Genomic DNA, 17,431 nt, shown 5'->3' with positions numbered 1-17,431 from the left:
ACTGGTTAATTGATTAGCTGACTAGCTGACTAAATCAAAGCCTTTAACCCGAAAGGTAAAGGCTTTAATCTTAGAAGTGGCTGTATTGACGTTTCTGTCTTGAAGACAGGTGCTTTGGGGTGACTATTATAAGCCAATGATCAAAAACGGCTTATTCCAAGGTATTGAGAACCTGACACGCTCGATCGAAGTCATAGTTATCTAGCGCACTTTGTACATCTTTCAGCGCAGCAGAATTAGGATACTTCGCGAGTAGCTCAGCCACGTATTGCGTGGCATCATTATCATAATCTTCTAGCAGCGAAAGTAGCTTAAGCCTTTGATCTTCTTTGATTACGGATCCCGTAGCACTCACTTTATTCATCTCTTCTGCTTGTGACTTCACAATCTCGCTTTCCGTTGCTGCAATGAGCTCAACTAGCCTCGCTTCACCTTCTCGGAGATCTTGCTCATCACACAGACTATTGTGAGCTTTTCCTTCTAACTCTCCCATCAAATCAGCTAACCGAAGTCCACCAATCGACGCTGCTATGCTTTTCAAAGTATGCAGGTTTCTTTCCAGCGTAATCCAATCGTTTTGTACCAAATTATCAAACGCATCAACCATTATGCTTGGTGCACTATTATGGAATTTCCCAATCAGCTTGTTTTGAAGTTCCGAATCATAATGAGTAAGTTGTTCGAATTGTTGTCGAGAAAACACACGGATAGAGTCAATGCAATTGGGTTTACTTGTTAGGCCTTCGAGTCTCTCTGCCTGCCCATCTAATGGAGGAGCCTTTCCTTCCACCATCACTTCCGGAACTATGTATTTGATGATCAAAGAAGTCGCTTTATCGATGATAATCGGCTTATCTAAGAAGTCCGTTACACCGGCGTCTCTTGCTCTTTGCTTTGCATCAGCAAACACATTGGCAGACATCGCTATAATAGGGACCTGCGTATCAAACTCACGGATCTGACGTGTCGCTTCAAAGCCATCCATAACAGGCATTTGAAGGTCCATAAGAATCAATTCATAGTCATTATTTTTGGCTAGCTCTACCGCCTCTTTTCCATTCTCGGCCAAGTCAGCATTCAAGTTTGTGCGCTTGCAAAATGCCAATGCTAGGTCTTGGTTCAATTCATTGTCTTCAACCAGTAATACCTTTTGCCCTTTAAACTCGATGTGATAATCCAGCTTGAGCTCCTGTGATTTAAAGTGAGCGAGTGCTTCTGTGTTCGATCTAGGCAATGTTAAAGGGAAAGAGAACTCACTGCCTTTACCCAATACGCTCGCTACTGAAATTTCACTGCCCATAGCTTGCACGAGTTTCTGACTGATATTCAGCCCCAATCCGGTGCCTCCAAACTTTCTCGTGGTAGTACTATCTGCCTGACTGAATGCTTGAAAGAGCTTGTGCCTATTTTCTTCTGAGATTCCTATCCCTGTATCGGAAACAACCACCCTCATACTCATGCTGCGATCATTGGATTTGAGATGAGTAACATTCAAGCTCACTTGTCCATAAGCGGTAAATTTAACTGCGTTACCAATCAGGTTCAGAATGACCTGAAATAATCTTAATGGATCGCCCATCAACGGAGTATCTAACTCTGGATCTATCGACATAGATAACTGAAGTTGCTTCTCAGCCGCTTTCGATTCCATCAGCTCAATGACATCTTGAAAAGTCGTCATCGGGTCAAATGGAATGCTATCAATAACAAGCTGCCCTGCTTCTATCTTTGAGAAATCCAAAATATCGTTGATGATAGCTAATAATGAATGACCCGAACGATGCACTTTCTCAATATAATTTCGAGCAACCGGATTAGATATTTCTCCAATCGCTAGATAAGACAAGCCAATAATCGCATTCATCGGCGTTCTTATTTCATGGCTCATATTGGCTAAGAATTCAGATTTGGCTTGGCTTGCCAAATCTGCTCTCTTTTTCTCTTCTTCTAGTTGTTCATTTAGGCGTTTCATTTCAGAAATATCAAAAGCCCAAAATAGAGTCGCAACTTCCCCATCAAGTTCAAATAGGTAGTAACTAACAAGGGCGACAAAACGGCTGCCATCAAATTTCCTAAGCACTAACTCCCTATTCACAACCTTACCGTAAAGGTTCAGTTCTTTATACAATCCATCACGGTCGGATAAAGAGTTATAAACGACTTCAACATCAATAGAGGAAAGTTCTCTCCGTTCTACTCCAAAGAGGCGTTTTGCCGTATCGTTCGCATAACGAACTTGTTCGTCGACAATAACACTCGCAGCTATAGGGGACGTATTCAAAATGTTGTAAAGCTGACTTTGTGCTTTACGAAGTGCTTCAGTAGCGTTATTAGCAATAGTGATTTGCTTGGATAGTTTTCTATTCCAAAATACAATCAACAACACTATCACGACGGAAAATACCGAGATGGTATAAACAAGTTGGTAATCAACTTTTTCAATCGCTTTAGGTGCAGCCCATTTAGCGGATATTTTTTGGTGGTATTCCGCAGAGATACTTCCTATTGCTTTGTTAACAATAGACAGTAACAACGGCTCTGATTTGATGACATGTAAGGTCGGCGACAAAAAGAAATCCAACCGACCAATAATTCCGATACCTCGATAACCAAATGAATTGATCAAATAATTCAATACATCGACAGTATCAATAAATCCATCTAGCTCACCTGACTCAACTCGATCCAACCCTTCTTTAGTGAATTTGACAAGATCCCATTCAATATTTGGGTAACTTTCAACGATGGCTTCGGTGTTAGCACCACTTGCTAATATTCCAAGTTTCCAACCTTGAGCCTCTTTAAGCACAATACTATTTACATCACGTTTTGAGGCTATCGCAAGGCGGCTAGAAAAAAGCGCTTTTGCGGGTTCTACACTTTCGCCTAGTGAGCGATTCTCAACCGCAGCTGACACTAAGTGTACTTGTCGATGATCAACGAGGCGACGAGTTTCTTGCCAACTTTCAACGTCGACATGACTAAGACGCAACCCTGTTTTTTGTTCAATTAACTTGAGGTAATCATCAATCATTCCTATATATTCGTCCTTGTTTGACAAGGCTTCATAAGGTAATGAGTTTGGATCGATACCTATCTTCAGTTCGGGATGGTCTTTGATCCATTGACGCTCTTTCTGACTTAGGTTAAGAAGTTCACCAGTCAAGCTGTTTGATTGGTAAACATCAGAAATATAACGCAGGGCTCCTTCACCAAACGATTCAAATTGTTCAATCGAAGGGAAATACACATAATTATTCTCAACCAAATTGACATCAAAATAAAATGTCATGAAGCCCGCATTAATACTTCCTGTTTGAGTTTTATAACCAGCACCTTTGGTAACAGATGATAATTCAGACGTGTTTTTTTTACTCAGTGAAGAATCTAATGCTTCACCTAAATACCAAGATTCAATAGGTCTTTTATTATTATCCGCTTGAGCAGAAATAATCTTAAATGAGTTCTCAGCATCGAATATATCGAAGATCTTAGGGAGTTCTTCGAAGCGGTCATTCACAATAAAGTAAGCGGAGATTTGAGCAATAATATCGGCTTGTCTAAGTACTAAGGTAAGATCGTTATTAACTTGGGTTTCAAGTATCTGCTCAAACTCATTATCAGTTTTTTTTAAATGTTCAATGGCTTCATTAAAACTGTCTCTTAGTTTGGCTGTTCTAAAATCAACAAAAATTGGATAGTTGACTCTAAAATCTTCGTGTAATTCTAATTCACGCATTTCAATAAAACGTGTATTCGTCACAAACCACCTTAGTACACGCTTTTCGACCATTAACAAGTCAACATTTTGTGCTCGTAGCTGAGAAAATGCAGACTCTAAGCTATCAATATCTTCAATTCGATCGATGCTTGCTTTGTTTGTTAATAGTTCGACAGCATTTTTTATTGGTGACGTCTCATCAAATAACAAAGCACCTAAAGAAAGGTTTTTGGTAGAATTGAGATTCAAATTACGTCTTTTTAAGGAAACGGGTACAAACTCAACATCCATGACTTTGTCACTCAAAAAGTGTACTGAAGACTCGTCAGTCTGTCCCCCAGAAACAAACGATATAGAACTATTGTTATCTATGGCTTGATTAGCAGCACTGCGAGGGAGAGTGACAACGTCACCTAGGCGGTAGCCCATATTGTTTAGAGCTCGTTGCATAATATCGTGTTCGATACCGACAGAAGTGCTTTCCGGGTACATATATGGTGGATTACCAAAACCAAATACCCCTTTTACTGGAGTCCGATAGGGCGAATCTTTTAACCAATGCGACAAAATCCGGTTTTTCTTCCCGATATCAAATGTTGCGATTTGTTGGTTTAACAAAGCAAGCAGTGCGGTGTCCTGAGTTCGAACAACCATTGAAGCTTCTATGTATTTCCAGCGGTCGAGAACGTAATTGATCGCTAAGCTGTATACACCACTCTTGTGAGCAAGATCTAATGTGGTAACAGGCTCGGCGAGCATCCCATCGACTGAACCATCTTCCAGCGCACGAATTGCATCAATCGCAGTATCAAATTGGACTCTTTCGATCGAGTTGAGTTGGACACCCGACTTTTCTAGATCGATACTATCTCGCACCATGGCGATACGCCGCTTATCGGATTGCGCAATGTTATCGGTAATAGGATCGTCGGTAGGAAGAATCACTGCGATTTGGTAAGGGATGTAAGGGGTAGTAGCGAGAAATCGCCCACCTTCGCTCGGGTCAAATTGCTGGAAAGGGAAAACATCTCCTTTCCCATCAAGTAGTGCTTGTTTCGCTTCAGAATTAGAGTTTACGCTTATAAAATCCGTTTCAATTCCATAATTAAGTTCAAATTCTTTCGCCCAATCCCGAATGATACCGGACACCTCTCCATTATCATCGATAAACGAATATGGGTAATGACTGGAAAGCGCAATAAATGTCACCGTAGGTTTATTTTCCAACCATAGGGTTAATTCATCTTCACTGACACTTTCAGCATTGGCATGCGACAAACCAATAAAAAGAAGCAACAAACTAAAAACGAGTATAAAACACTGCTTGATCCCTATGGCAAAGCGTTTATTCATCTTTAAACTTCTCTTTAATTGCTAGAATCTCAGGCAGCTTTAAGAAAAAAAGATCGACGATAGTAGGATCAAAATGTTTGCCTTTTTGTTCTTCAAATAAGCTTAGTGCCTCATCGATACTCCAGGCTCTTTTATAATGGCGCTCTGCTGTTAGGGCATCAAACACATCAGCAACAGCCGCAATTCGTCCGACCAAAGGAATATCTTCGCCAACTATCTGGTTTGGGTAGCCACTGCCATCCCACTTCTCATGGTGGTATTGCGCTACCTGAATCGCCATTCGCATCAGTTTAGAATCGCCCTGCCTACCAAGGATTTCAACACCGAACTCCACATGTTTCTGCATGGTAGTCCATTCATCGGCATCCAATTTTCCTGGCTTCAATAACACACTGTCAGGAATGCCAATCTTGCCAATATCATGCATTGGTGCTGCATCACGCAGAGTCTCGGCGTCTTCATCTGTCATACCCAAGGCTTTAGCTAGAACCTCACAGTAATGACTCATGCGCTTAACGTGCATCCCTGTTTCATTGTCTTTAAATTCAGCAGCTCTACCCAATATGTTCAGCGTTTCCAGTTTGCCGAGATTAATCTCTTGGGTTTTCTCTTTAACCTGACTAAACAACGCGCGTTGTTGGTCATAAAGTGCGATATGCGTTTTCACACGCTGGAGTGCGATTGCAGGGGTTATCGGCTTGGTTAGGTAATCGACAGCCCCCAAGGAGAGCCCTTTTACTTCAGCTTCAGGTCCAATTTTGGCAGTCACGAAGATAATAGGAATATGCGCGGTATTGGGCTGTTCTTTGAGCTGTCTGCAAACTTCATAACCATCAATATCTGGCATCATGATATCGAGGAGAATAAGATCCGGTTGCGGCGCCATCTTTGCTATTTTGATACCAATAGTACCGTTAATTGCGACCTTAACTTTGTAGGTGTCTTTGAGTATCGCCGTTAACACATCCAAGTTGCTTGGTGTGTCATCTACGACTAACACTATAGGCTTCTGACTCATTAACACCTCGTATAAAAATCAAATAGTTATACTCATAGTGTAGATGGGTTTTCGCACCTCTCAACACGAAAATGACAAATGTTTGTTAAAAATGAAGAGTAGATCTTCGAGTGACATCAAACTAACGTTTGTCGAAGTATGACCAGTCAATATTACGTCGATTAAGTCATTATAATACAAAGGAAATTATACAAATTACTTTTGAAGCCAGACCTTTATTAACAAAATACAAACTGGCAAAAACAAAAAGAGCTCCTCACTCGGGAGCTCTTTTCACTTAAGTCATTAGAGAATCAAATAGCCTAGCGAACCAGCAGCCTAACGACCTGAATAATACATACAGATTCGAACACCATCGAACTCACGAATCTCAAATGGGATCTCGTAGATAGACTCCATCACGGACTTTTCAACCACTTCCGAAACCTTGCCCGACTTAACCACTTGGCCTTTCTTCATCGCGACAATGTTATCAGAGTAACAAGAAGCAAAATTGATGTCGTGAATCACGATCACCACCGCTTTATTGAACTCATGCGCTAAACGACGCAGCGTCTGCATGATTTCGACCGAGTGTTTAATATCAAGATTGTTCAGTGGTTCATCTAGGAACACATAATCTGTATCTTGCGCCACAACCATCGCGATAAACGCCATTTGACGCTGACCACCACTCAACTCATCAAGGTATTTGTTTTGGATATCGGTAATGCCAAGGTGTTCTAGCGCTGTATCGACGATCTTATGATCTTCGTCTTTCAAGCGACCTTGAGAGTGTGGGAAACGACCAAAACAAACCAACTCACGAATCGTAAATCGCATATTGATGTTGTTCGACTGCCTTAACACGGCAAGGTGTTTCGCCAGCTCTTTGGTATCCCATTCAGCCAGTAATTTATCGCCAATAACGACCTCGCCCGCATCACTTTCGGTTAAGCGACTCGCCATAGAAAGCAGCGTACTTTTACCCGCACCATTTGGGCCAATGATAGAAGTCACTTCTCCTTTCGGGAACATGGCACTGGCATCATCCACCACAAGTGTCTTGCCATATTTCTTACTTAAACCTGTTAATTTAATCACTACTTTCTACCTTTATTGAATTCTGGTGCGTAACAACAAGAACATAAAATACAAACCGCCGACCAAGTTAATGATCACACTCACTGTGGTTTCAAACGCCATTGCTTTTTCAATGAACCATTGGCCTGAAACCAATAGCACTATCGCTAACAGGCTACTTGCGATGATAAGTACACGATGCTGATAAGATTTGAATATCTGACGCGCTAAACTCACGGTGATTAAACCAAAGAACAGCACAGGGCCGACCAAAGCCGTCGATACCGCGACCATCACTGACACAATCACCAAGGTAATTTGAGTCAATCGCTTGGTGTTCACCCCTAAGCTTGTTGCGTTATCCACACCAAGCCAAAGCACATCAAGCTTAGGCGCTAACAACCACAGACCAAGCAAGCTCAAACCCAATGGAATAAGGCTGAGGTAAACCAGTTCACCTTTCACGTTGTTGAAGCTCGCGAACATCACATTTTGCAGCACGGCAAACTCGTTCGGGTCAATCAACATCGCAAGGAAGTTCGCTAAGCTTGAGAATACGCTGCCGCACACAATACCAATCAACAACAGTGTAAATACGTTGTTTCGCTTACTCTTGAAGTAAAAATGGAACAGCGCAAACGAGAACAAGATCATCACAGTCACAGACAATGAAAAGTTCGCGATTGCATCAATTACCCAAAAGCTAGTGCCACCAAACACAAACAGAAGCACCGTTTGAACCAACATGTACAAACTATCAAAACCCAAAATTGAAGGGGTTAAAATTCGATTATTGGTGATGGTTTGAAAAACCAGTGACGATGCAGAAATCGCCACCGCCGCTAACACAATCGACAGCAGTTTTGGTAGTCGCAAAGACAAGAAGAACTCGTAGTTATCCCACGTAAGTCCCTGCCCCACAAATACCGCCGCCATACCCAAAGACGCAATAACCAGAATCGCAATTTTTACTGAATCACGCATTCGACTTGTCTCTCATGATTAGGTAGATAAAAATCAAGCCGCCAAAGATGCTGATTACCATCGAGATTGGGATCTCGTAAGGGAAGATGACGATTCGAGCTAACAAATCACAAACCAATACCAAGATCACGCCCCAGTAGGCTGTCCAAGGCAGGATCTTCTTCATGTTATCGCCCATCATCAGCGACACGATATTCGGCACGATAAGGCCAAGGAATGGGATAACACCGACGATCATCACCACTGAAGAGGCGCAGATAGCGACCAACGCAACACCAATGAAGACGATCTTCTGGTAATTCAAACCGATATTTTTTGCGAAGCTCTCACCGATACTCGCCGCGCTGAACTGACTCGCAAAATAGTATGCCAACACACATGCAGGAACCGCGAGGTAAAGGATTTCATAGCTGCCTTGCAATACACTCGCAAAGTTCGCCATCGTCCATGCCGACATGGTTTGTACTAAATCGTACTTATAGGCAATAAAGGTTGTTAGAGACGAGACAACGTTGCCATACATGATGCCAATTAAAGGCACCAACACCGCATTCTTGAACTTAAGGTGTTGTAAGAAGCGAACCAACAACATGGTGCCTAACACCGCAAACGCAAAGATAAAGCCTAAGTAACTCCATTGAGCGGCATTACCCAGCACCAGAATACCGACTATGTACCCAAGCATGGCGCAGTCAATGGTGCCCATAGTCGAAGGCGCGGCAAACTTGTTCTGCACGATCTGTTGCATGATCAAGCCAGCGACACTCAAGCCCGCTCCGGCGAGCACAATCGCGAACAGTCGAGGGATTCGACTAACAACATAAATAGAGTTGGCGTGTTGGTTGCCATTGAAGAAGTCGCTAAAACTGATCTCAGCGACTCCAATCATCAATGACATAACGCATAACACAACAAGAAATACAGCAGCGGCAATGGGTTTCAACATAAAAATAATACTAAAAGTAGGTATCGGGTAGACCGTATAGAAAGTAAAAAAGGGCTTATAAGAACATTCTTATAAGCCCGAGAATCTGATGATTAGCAATTATTGAATCGTACGTTCAATATCACCCAACATTCTGTGAATCGCTGTTACACCGCCACCAGCCAGATACCAAGCACTTGAATCAAGGTAAACGATGTTACCTTGCTGCGCTGCAGGTGTTACCGCGACTAATGGATTATCAAACAGTTGTTGTGCGCGCCCTTCTGATTTACCGATCGCTTTTTCGCGATCAAGAACGTAAAGCACTTCAGGTTTTGCGTCAGCAATGTATTCGAACGAGATTAGATTGCCGTGATTCCCTTTAATCGGAGCCACTGTCGCACTCTTTGATTCAACGTAACCAAAGTCATCAAAGATGATTGAAAAGCGGCTCCCTTTGTTGAACATCGCAATGTTGTTGCCGTTGTTCATCAGCATCATTGCTGACGTTTCGTCAGACGCGACTTTATCGTTTACCGCCGTGATCGACGCTTGAGTCTCTTTGATGATCGCTTCTATTTCAGCTTGCTTACTAAAGATGTCACCTAGCGCGCGCCAGTTTTGCTGAGCATCAGCCCAGTATTTATCACCGTCAATAGAGAACATGACCGTTGGAGCGATTTGTGCCAGCTTGTCGTAAACCTTAAGCATGCGGTTTTCCGCGATAATGATGTCAGGCTTCAACATGTAGATAGCTTCAAAATCAGGTTCACTCAATGATCCTGTATTTGCTGTCGTTTCCTTGTACGAAGCTAGGTAATCGGGCAGCAAGCTATGAGGCGCACCTACTGGCTTCACGCCAATTTTGTCCAGCACATCCAAGCTACCAAAGCCAAGTACCACAACGCGCTGTGGTACTTCAGTAAACTGCGCCGTGCCCTTTACGTGTTCAATGGTCACGGTTTTCGCTTGAGCGGTCATCAATAATGATGATGCAAGAACGATGGCAAGCCCGCTTAACAACTGGCGAACTGAATTAATTGTTTTCTTCATGTTTCTTCCTTTGCCATTGATACTAACCACCACTCATGACAATGAAAGTCACATGACTCATAGGCGAGCGTGGGGCGTATATAACGGCTAAATAACGATAATTTAAAGTCTGTCATTGCTTTGATAACAGACCCGTAACGCAAGTGAGAACTATTATCAATTATATTTGCGTTAAACTAGCGACACAACAACTTTATTATTCAGAAATGTAAAAGTGAGTATTCATATTATGCGTAGTCAGGAGAGATACTAGGGATCAGAAATAACAAAAGGACACGAAGAGGAAAATGATCATCAATGTGAAGAATAAACTGATGGGGAAAAGTGCCCGAAAACCCTATAATTACAACGCTCAACCTCATAATCAAGAGTTGCAATTTACAATGTAAAAGCCATACATATCAAAGGCTTAATTATCACCAAGTTAGCTGTTCAATTAAAACTACTAATGACAAAGAACACGAAGCGGTGTAAAGCCAAACATTAGTCAGACATCATGGTGAATCACCTGTCCTTCGCTCATTTAACTCTCAACAAGCGACGGCAAATCATTCAAAAATATTTTTAAATTTAATTAAAAATAGGGTTGTAATTTAAAAAACTAGGCGTATAGTTCGCCACCTAGCTCCAATCTATAGAGCTGTTAATGCTAAAGTAAGTCCAAGTTCCACAAAGACAGTTCTCGATTCCTCGTTACACCATCTCTGCGTCAGCTTTCACCTAGATAGTCATTCAATAGCTTTTAAATTAGATCCCACTACCGTTTTATTCGTCATTTGCTTTCTTTTTAGCGAATTCAAAATAGATCGACTTATTAAATATAAATGTAATAAACACAAGGCACAGTTATGTCACGCAGAACAACAAGACAAACCCATTGGTACCAACTATCACGCGAAAAAACAGTCAATAAACTAAAAGGTAATAAATGCTCAAGATTAAAATAGACTTACACAAAGAAGAGATTTCATGGGTCACAGAGATTCGACAGCTTAATAGCGATATACTCCACCGCCACATATTGCCCAAGCTACAACATCACAGTTATCTCATCGACTTTGAATTTAATGAACGAGAAAGCATCGGAACTATTGTTTCAGGCAACGGAAACACCCTAGGACATTTCACACTCCTATAGCATTTCCCATAGGCTACAGAAAGAAACACCGTCTAGTTCAACAGATATAGAAAAAGTCAAAGATGTCACCCTCAATTCGCTCTAGTAGAACAAAATAGAGTAGAAGTAAAACAGATCAGAAACCTAGCCCTTTTTGCATTTCACACGCGGCTAACGCTAGCTAGGTTATCGTACTTCTATTGAAACCAACTTATATCAAACTCTGAATCACCAATGAGTCATTATCAGTGCATTCATGGACTAATAAGTTAACGGCATCGACCTTAACTTCTGATCAAGAGTATATAAGTGTTCTGCAGCTTGCATGTGTTGAGGGTAATCACTAAACTTCTCACGATTCTCCTCATTCATCTTACATGTCTCATCCACCAGCATTAATTTCCAATACAGCTTTGTTGTGTGCAGCATAGCCAGTAAAGGTTTGAATACCTCTTTTTCATAAGCTTGAATCAATTCTTCAATCAACTCATCACGTTCGTCTTCACTTGCGATTGAACCATTGGTTGCCGACAACACTTTTTGATACTTCAGGTTTTGTTGAAGCTTATCCATGACTGTTTGGTTTTCTTCCGCTAGCTCAACAAGTTTCGACTTAATGATATTTACCCAATTGGCTTGGCTCAGTACCGCGTCATCAACACTGGTAAAGTCTTCTCGTATCTGTCGCTCCACGTCTTTTTGAGCTTTCTTTAAAACGGCGCGCACCTTTTGAAAAGGCAGCTGATATTCCTTACTTAGATCGATAATCAGTTTATGAAAACCACCATTTGGAAGGTGTAAGTTTTCCTTAAACGTCGACATTGCAGCTTCTTGCTGATCGGTAAGGTGAGTCATTCTGTTTCCTATTCTTTATCACTTATGGTGCTGAGCCCGCGATCATACCACTATATAACCTCGTTTTTTCGGTAACTTGATAGGTTACATCTAGGTACGTACTTAATTTCTCTCAACACGTTATCTTTTGGCTAGTTTTCACACTACTTGGCATTAAATGGTAAGTTTCTATCGATGAATATTCGTACATTAGTCGCACAGGGTATATCGCCAGACAGGAGTCATTACTTACATATGAAAGACAACAACAGAAATGAGAAACCATATGACCTATTCAGAATACAAAGAATCCGATCTGCATAAGTGCGTTAGCATTGGTGCAGAAGCAACGGTATCAATCGCCAAGTTTACCGTTAAAGCCACTACCCTTTTATTTCGATTTTTCCGCTGGCTTGTCGTATCGGCCTATTCTTATGTGATGAAGTGATTCTGTATTGAAGTCGTTGTTTTCATTACGACTTATCCAAAGGCTCAAAAGCGAGTCCTATTAGGTCGCGCTTTTTTTATGCTCCGATTTTTGTAGCCCGCTTTTCTATATCTGGTTTTCTAGATCTAGCTTGTGATGCTTAAAGTACATAACCAATTTTCTATCGTCAGTGGCGTTAAATGGTAAAACTCTGAGTCGAATAAAAACCATACTACACCTGTTCCAACAAAACAGACTTCTAACTTATACAGGTACTAAAATGAAAAAGATTGCACTTAAAATTGTAGGACTAACGGTTTTGGCTTCTGCGCTAACTGGTTGTATCGGCAGCAACGCCGTAACAGGGAAAGTGATGAAATTTAACGTTGAAGTTGTCGATAACCGCTATGCTCGTGCAGGTGTAAACTTCTTATTAGCGCCTGTGTACGGTATTACAACCGCAGCCGACTATGTCGTATTCAACTCACTTGAATTTTGGACAGGTCAAAACCCAATCAGTGGTTCGCCACACGTATTTGATACAAAAACAGATACACACTTCGAAGTGAACGACGACCTAGACCCAAGCCTGAAAGAAGCCCCTGTAGGACCAATTTCAAACAATCGCACGATTGAAACGGGTGAGATGATTAAGATTGACGAAAACACGGTTCAAATGGACATCGTCTATACCTCTGGTGAAACGGCAACTCTGACCGGTATCAAAGAGGGTCAAAACGTTAGCTATTACATGGATGGTCAGCTTGTGTCACAAACGACCATCGCTGAATTGGAGAAGATACAAGGCATTGGAGCTTAAGATTCGTCGCTCATAGGGAGTTCACCTCAAAGCTAGGTTTGACTTTGAAAAGCGTAAAACAGAACAAGCCCGGCAATTGCCGGGCTTGTTTGTCTATGCTCTATTATTTGTATACGCTCTATTGGGATTGAGACTGTGCAAGTCGAATGCTCACCAAACTCGCCACCATGATGGCCAAGTAAAAGCTGCCGATAATGGATTCCATAAACACGAAGAACTGAGCAATAGGCAAAGCCGGTGATATGTCACCATAGCCGACCGTAGTCAACGTAATAAAGCTAAAATACATCGCATTGAACAGGTTCGTCAGCCAAATCTGCTCTTCTAATCCAGTGAAGGCATTAGGGAAGATTTCTAGAATCAACAAGTAGATGGTCGACCAAGCAAACCCCAACAATAAGTAAATACAGATCGAACCGATAATGTGATTGGGTGTTACCGTTTTCGCTTGCATCACCTGCTTTAAGGCGGAGTAAATATGTAAAAACAAAAATACAGCCAACGCAGTTAAAGTCACAATAGTTAGGTTATAGCCTTCCAAAAACGAAAACACACCAGACACCAATGCCGTAAGTAGTAACATTCCATACCAAGAGCGATACAAAGCTCGCTCTTTGTGGATGCCAACAATTGAACTCGCCAGAGTAATGATGATAAGAAATAGTATCGTTTTCTGGCCTTGCGGATAAAACTGCTGCATCACAGCGCAACCAAAAAACAACACCAACAGTGCATAGAATAAGAAGTAGAAGTTGTCGTCTTTCGAGACTGGCTTCATCTATTTCCCCTCTGTCTCTTCTTGATATTTCTCAGTTTCTTCTTGGCTTTTATCTTCAAGTTCAAGCCACGCCATCATCAACTCATAAGTCAAACTCAGAACCACTGCACCAACAAACAAACCGACAATTCCTGACATCGCCATTCCGCCCAGCGCACCCAGTAAAATGACCAACATTGGAATATGAGAGCCACGACTTAACAGTACAGGCTTCAAAATGGCGTCACTGCCACTGACCAAAATACACCACACTAAGAACAGGCTCGCCGCCAGCGTAGATTCAACACTAAACATGTAAATGATTGCAGGTAGCAAGGCAAGAATCGGAGGCAGCTGAATGATAGCGACCAGTAACACCGCTAGCGCCCACAATGCCGCGGCTGGAACACCCGCGATAACCAAACCAATTGCCGACATAATGGATTGAATAACAGCAACCCCTATCACGCCTTGTACTACGCTACGTACTGTTGCTTTAGAAAGTTGAACTAGCTCTTCACCTTTACCGTCCGTTAAACGCGCCACTAAGTGAGTCACACCGGTTTGGCATTTGTCGGCATTACTCATGAATGCACCAGCAATAATAGTCGAGATAATAAATTGGATAAAACCACCACCTAAAGAACCTAAAACCGACGCCGCTTTAGACGCAAGTATCTTCAGTTCATCAGCATACTTTATAAATACACTCTCGATATTCGAAGAAGCATGAACCAAGGTGGCATAAACTCTTTCACCCACGAATGGGATTTCTTGCAAAGATTCTTTGGGTTTAGGCAGGGATAAGGTTCCATCTTGTAATCCTGCCATTAGGTCCGATGCACTGGTGTAAATACCCGAAGAGAGTGCGACCAATGGAATCAACAGCAACAACACACCGATAAAGCTCAGTAATGCGCTGGCTTTACCTTTCGACATCCCCGTTTTATTTGAAATAGCGACGGCCACTGGATACAACGCAGTCGCAATGATCGCCCCCCACACCACCAGCAGAATGAACGGGCGTAGAATTGAAAAACACCAATAGACGAGCATGGCAATTGCTGCGATTTTGATAGCAGCGTCAATCGCCTGTTTTGAAAAATTATCGGTTAACTTCATGAGACGTCCTTGTAAGACATAATTAAGGCTGATTTTGTAGGAACTTCCAATTCCGAGTTTCTAGGAATAAAGAAGCCAAAATCATATATATACCAATTAACACTAATTGGAATATGCGTATAAGAGTGTTGCTATCGATGTCGCCTGAGCTCATCAAAGTGCTACCGACAAGTACTAACAACGTACTAAATGCAGTGGCGAAAATCGGCGCTTTTTCAGGAACCGTGTAGATCTTCTTGGCGATCACAATAGCGACCAAGGCTATGAATGAAGAGTAGAAGATAATATTAGGAACAATCGAAAGGATTGAAAAAGCCGCTATCGCGAGCAATCCCCCGATACCGTTACTTATCACTAGAAAAGCACTCAACTTTATCGACTTCTCTGACGTAATCATCAACGATAACAGCGCAATGAACATCATTGTCAATAAAGCTTCAGATATTTGAAAGATAAAGAAAAAACATACTACTGGATAGGAGATAATCATCGCCCTAAAGGCTGCATACCAACGCTGTTTCTTTTCGAGTGGCGCAGCAGCGAAGCCTGAGAACTCCGATTTAGGCTCAGGGAAAAATACATGCACTAACGCAAAGATCATCACTGAAACCACACCAGAAGTTGCTAATCCAGAGGCCAGCATTACCGAAACGCCAGGGTTATCAATCGCCATGAATGGCAACATCAAGACAGCAATCAACAATATGGTGGCGAAAAGGTTCCATTTAGGGTCTACAAACAAGTAGTAACCCCAAAGCATCATTAGCCCCACTAAAATCAGCAATGGGATCGGGTAATGGGTAATTCCTCGCGACAGCAATAAACCTAACCCCATGGTGACAACAACAGCCAAGAGCAATTCGTAGACCGTTTCCTTATGGAGATTTGATTTATCAATTAGGAACTTAGCAGTGAACACTGGCGCCACAAACGCAAGTGGCCAGTTTATCCACGCCGCCAAGAAAACAGCCAACGTGACCCCGACAGTAAATCGCAGGATACGTTGCTGTGTTTGTTGGTCAAGAATCGGCTTATCGGACATAAGACAATACGCTAATCAGACGAATCCATATTTTGCCTATCGCGTTGAAAACAAAGTTGTCGCCACTATAAACAATCACATCCGCTTGGCCACCCACTCGGAGCATGCCTGTCACTTCTTCATTATCAAACTCAATGGTGATAGGAAGCATCTGTGTTTGGCGCAACCAACCCGTTTGTTGGCTAGCTTGAGCAAGTTTGCCTGCTTGGTCATTTTGCCCCCAATCAACCCCCCAATCGATACTACTTACGCGCCCTTTTACCACTTTGCCCGGAGCGAAATCCAATGCCACTTCAACTTCATCACCGACCGTTACATTACCTAGGCTGTTTTCTCGATAATAAGCTTCAATCCAAATATCTTCGGTTGAAACAAAGGTCATGATTGCTTGCCCTGCCGATGCATAAAACCCTTCAGACAGGCTAAAGTTAGAAACTCCACCTTGTGTCGGCGCGGTAATCACGGTGCGCTCTAGGTTCAATTGAGCTTGTTCAAGTGCCAACAACGCCGCTTTCACTTGGCTATTTTCTTCGCCTTCTTTACCCATTTGTTGCTTAGCACGGTCAAGGTCAGCTTCCGCATTCACAACCGCAGCTCGAGACGTCGCTAATGCTGCTCGCGCTTTATCTGCATCTGATTTAGAAACCACACCTTTATCGGCCATCTCTAAAACACGCTTGGCTTGTAGCTTGGTGTTTTGTCTTTCAACGATCGCTGAAGTAAGTTTCGCTTGAGCAGAAGCAATGCTCGCGGTTTGAGCTCCGACATTTTGGCCTGCAATCTCTAAATTTTGCTCGGCTTGTTGTACTGCAATTTTGTAATCAGACTCATCTAAAACGGCTAACTTGTCGCCTTGATTAACCAGTTGGTTAGGTTGAACCAGTATATCGAGTACTTTACCCGACACCTCTGGCTTGATTGGAACGATATAACCTTTTACACGAGCATTATCAGTAATGGGAATGATTCGGTCTGAAATGACACTGAAAGTCAACATGAATGCAACAAACAACAATAGATAGTTTGTGACCTTTCTTACTTTGTCTTTTCCATTTTCTTGCTGGCCAACTTCTTCATTGGCTTCTTGCTTATTCCCTTTGACTTCTGACATGGGACTCCCTTCTAGATAACTAAGATCAACAAAATTAATACTTTAAAAATAAACCCAGCGATGGAAAACTCAAGTAAATAGGGTT

The 17,431-nt window shown here is 42.1% G+C and carries 14 protein-coding genes; 3 read left to right on the top strand and 11 right to left on the bottom strand.

Features of this window, described 5'->3' with window-relative positions:
• Window positions 1-151 precede the first annotated feature (151 nt).
• From BCU75_RS08305 to BCU75_RS08280, 6 genes are all read right to left on the bottom strand, one after another.
• Window positions 152-5,074, bottom strand: coding sequence for an ATP-binding protein (locus BCU75_RS08305; RefSeq protein WP_102473510.1), 4,923 nt, complete (start codon window positions 5,072-5,074; stop codon window positions 152-154).
• Window positions 5,067-6,092, bottom strand: coding sequence for a response regulator (locus BCU75_RS08300; RefSeq protein ID WP_102473509.1), 1,026 nt, complete (start codon window positions 6,090-6,092; stop codon window positions 5,067-5,069). The genes BCU75_RS08305 and BCU75_RS08300 overlap by 8 nt, the downstream gene beginning before the upstream one ends.
• Window positions 6,093-6,410: 318 nt before the next feature.
• Complete coding sequence (locus BCU75_RS08295; RefSeq protein ID WP_017105113.1) at window positions 6,411-7,175, bottom strand: iron ABC transporter ATP-binding protein; 765 nt, start codon at window positions 7,173-7,175, stop codon at window positions 6,411-6,413.
• A 12-nt stretch (window positions 7,176-7,187) separates the two neighbouring features.
• Window positions 7,188-8,138 (bottom strand): iron chelate uptake ABC transporter family permease subunit, encoded by a 951-nt coding sequence (locus BCU75_RS08290; RefSeq protein ID WP_102473508.1) that lies wholly within the window; start codon window positions 8,136-8,138, stop codon window positions 7,188-7,190.
• A complete protein-coding gene (locus BCU75_RS08285) occupies window positions 8,131-9,084 on the bottom strand; it encodes an ABC transporter permease (protein ID WP_102473507.1) in 954 nt (317 codons plus the stop codon). Before BCU75_RS08285 ends, BCU75_RS08290 begins: the two co-directional genes overlap by 8 nt.
• A 99-nt stretch (window positions 9,085-9,183) precedes the next feature.
• Window positions 9,184-10,116 (bottom strand): siderophore ABC transporter substrate-binding protein, encoded by a 933-nt coding sequence (locus tag BCU75_RS08280; RefSeq protein WP_102473506.1) that lies wholly within the window; start codon window positions 10,114-10,116, stop codon window positions 9,184-9,186.
• A 928-nt stretch (window positions 10,117-11,044) separates the two neighbouring features.
• Here BCU75_RS08280 and BCU75_RS08275 point away from each other — a divergent pair.
• The gene (locus tag BCU75_RS08275; protein ID WP_004731601.1) at window positions 11,045-11,254 is read left to right on the top strand and encodes a hypothetical protein; all 210 of its coding nucleotides are present in this window, start codon (window positions 11,045-11,047) and stop codon (window positions 11,252-11,254) included.
• 240 nt (window positions 11,255-11,494) lie between these two features.
• On the opposite strand, the gene BCU75_RS08270 is transcribed toward BCU75_RS08275, so the two are convergent.
• Window positions 11,495-12,088: a hypothetical protein gene (locus BCU75_RS08270; RefSeq protein ID WP_102473505.1), complete on the bottom strand. Its 594-nt coding sequence runs from the start codon at window positions 12,086-12,088 to the stop codon at window positions 11,495-11,497.
• 265 nt (window positions 12,089-12,353) lie between these two features.
• Here BCU75_RS08270 and BCU75_RS24370 point away from each other — a divergent pair, with 265 nt between their 5' ends.
• Both BCU75_RS24370 and BCU75_RS08265 read left to right on the top strand, forming a co-directional pair.
• Window positions 12,354-12,515, top strand: coding sequence for a hypothetical protein (locus tag BCU75_RS24370; RefSeq protein WP_165690356.1), 162 nt, complete (start codon window positions 12,354-12,356; stop codon window positions 12,513-12,515).
• A 259-nt stretch (window positions 12,516-12,774) separates the two neighbouring features.
• Window positions 12,775-13,314, top strand: coding sequence for a DUF3332 domain-containing protein (locus BCU75_RS08265; RefSeq protein ID WP_102473504.1), 540 nt, complete (start codon window positions 12,775-12,777; stop codon window positions 13,312-13,314).
• 118 nt (window positions 13,315-13,432) lie between these two features.
• Here the strand turns inward: BCU75_RS08265 and BCU75_RS08260 are convergent, their stop codons facing one another.
• From BCU75_RS08260 to BCU75_RS08245, 4 genes are read right to left on the bottom strand one after another with little or no spacing between them, the layout of a single operon-like run.
• Window positions 13,433-14,092 carry a potassium channel family protein gene (locus BCU75_RS08260; RefSeq protein ID WP_102473503.1) on the bottom strand — a complete coding sequence of 220 codons (660 nt, stop codon included), beginning with the start codon at window positions 14,090-14,092 and terminating at the stop codon, window positions 13,433-13,435.
• Window positions 14,093-15,193 (bottom strand): AI-2E family transporter, encoded by a 1,101-nt coding sequence (locus tag BCU75_RS08255; protein ID WP_102473502.1) that lies wholly within the window; start codon window positions 15,191-15,193, stop codon window positions 14,093-14,095.
• Between the two features lie 22 nt (window positions 15,194-15,215).
• Window positions 15,216-16,235, bottom strand: a complete 1,020-nt coding sequence (locus BCU75_RS08250) for a DUF2955 domain-containing protein (RefSeq protein WP_102473501.1) — start codon at window positions 16,233-16,235, stop codon at window positions 15,216-15,218.
• On the bottom strand, window positions 16,225-17,346 hold the full coding sequence (locus BCU75_RS08245) for an HlyD family secretion protein (RefSeq protein ID WP_102473500.1): 1,122 nt from the start codon (window positions 17,344-17,346) through the stop codon (window positions 16,225-16,227). The genes BCU75_RS08250 and BCU75_RS08245 overlap by 11 nt, the downstream gene beginning before the upstream one ends.
• Between the last annotated feature and the right edge of the window lie 85 nt (window positions 17,347-17,431).

Source organism: Vibrio splendidus (genome assembly GCF_002873455.1).
GTDB classification, from domain to species: domain Bacteria; phylum Pseudomonadota; class Gammaproteobacteria; order Enterobacterales; family Vibrionaceae; genus Vibrio; species Vibrio splendidus_J.
This window is presented reverse-complemented; position numbering and strand designations above follow the sequence as displayed.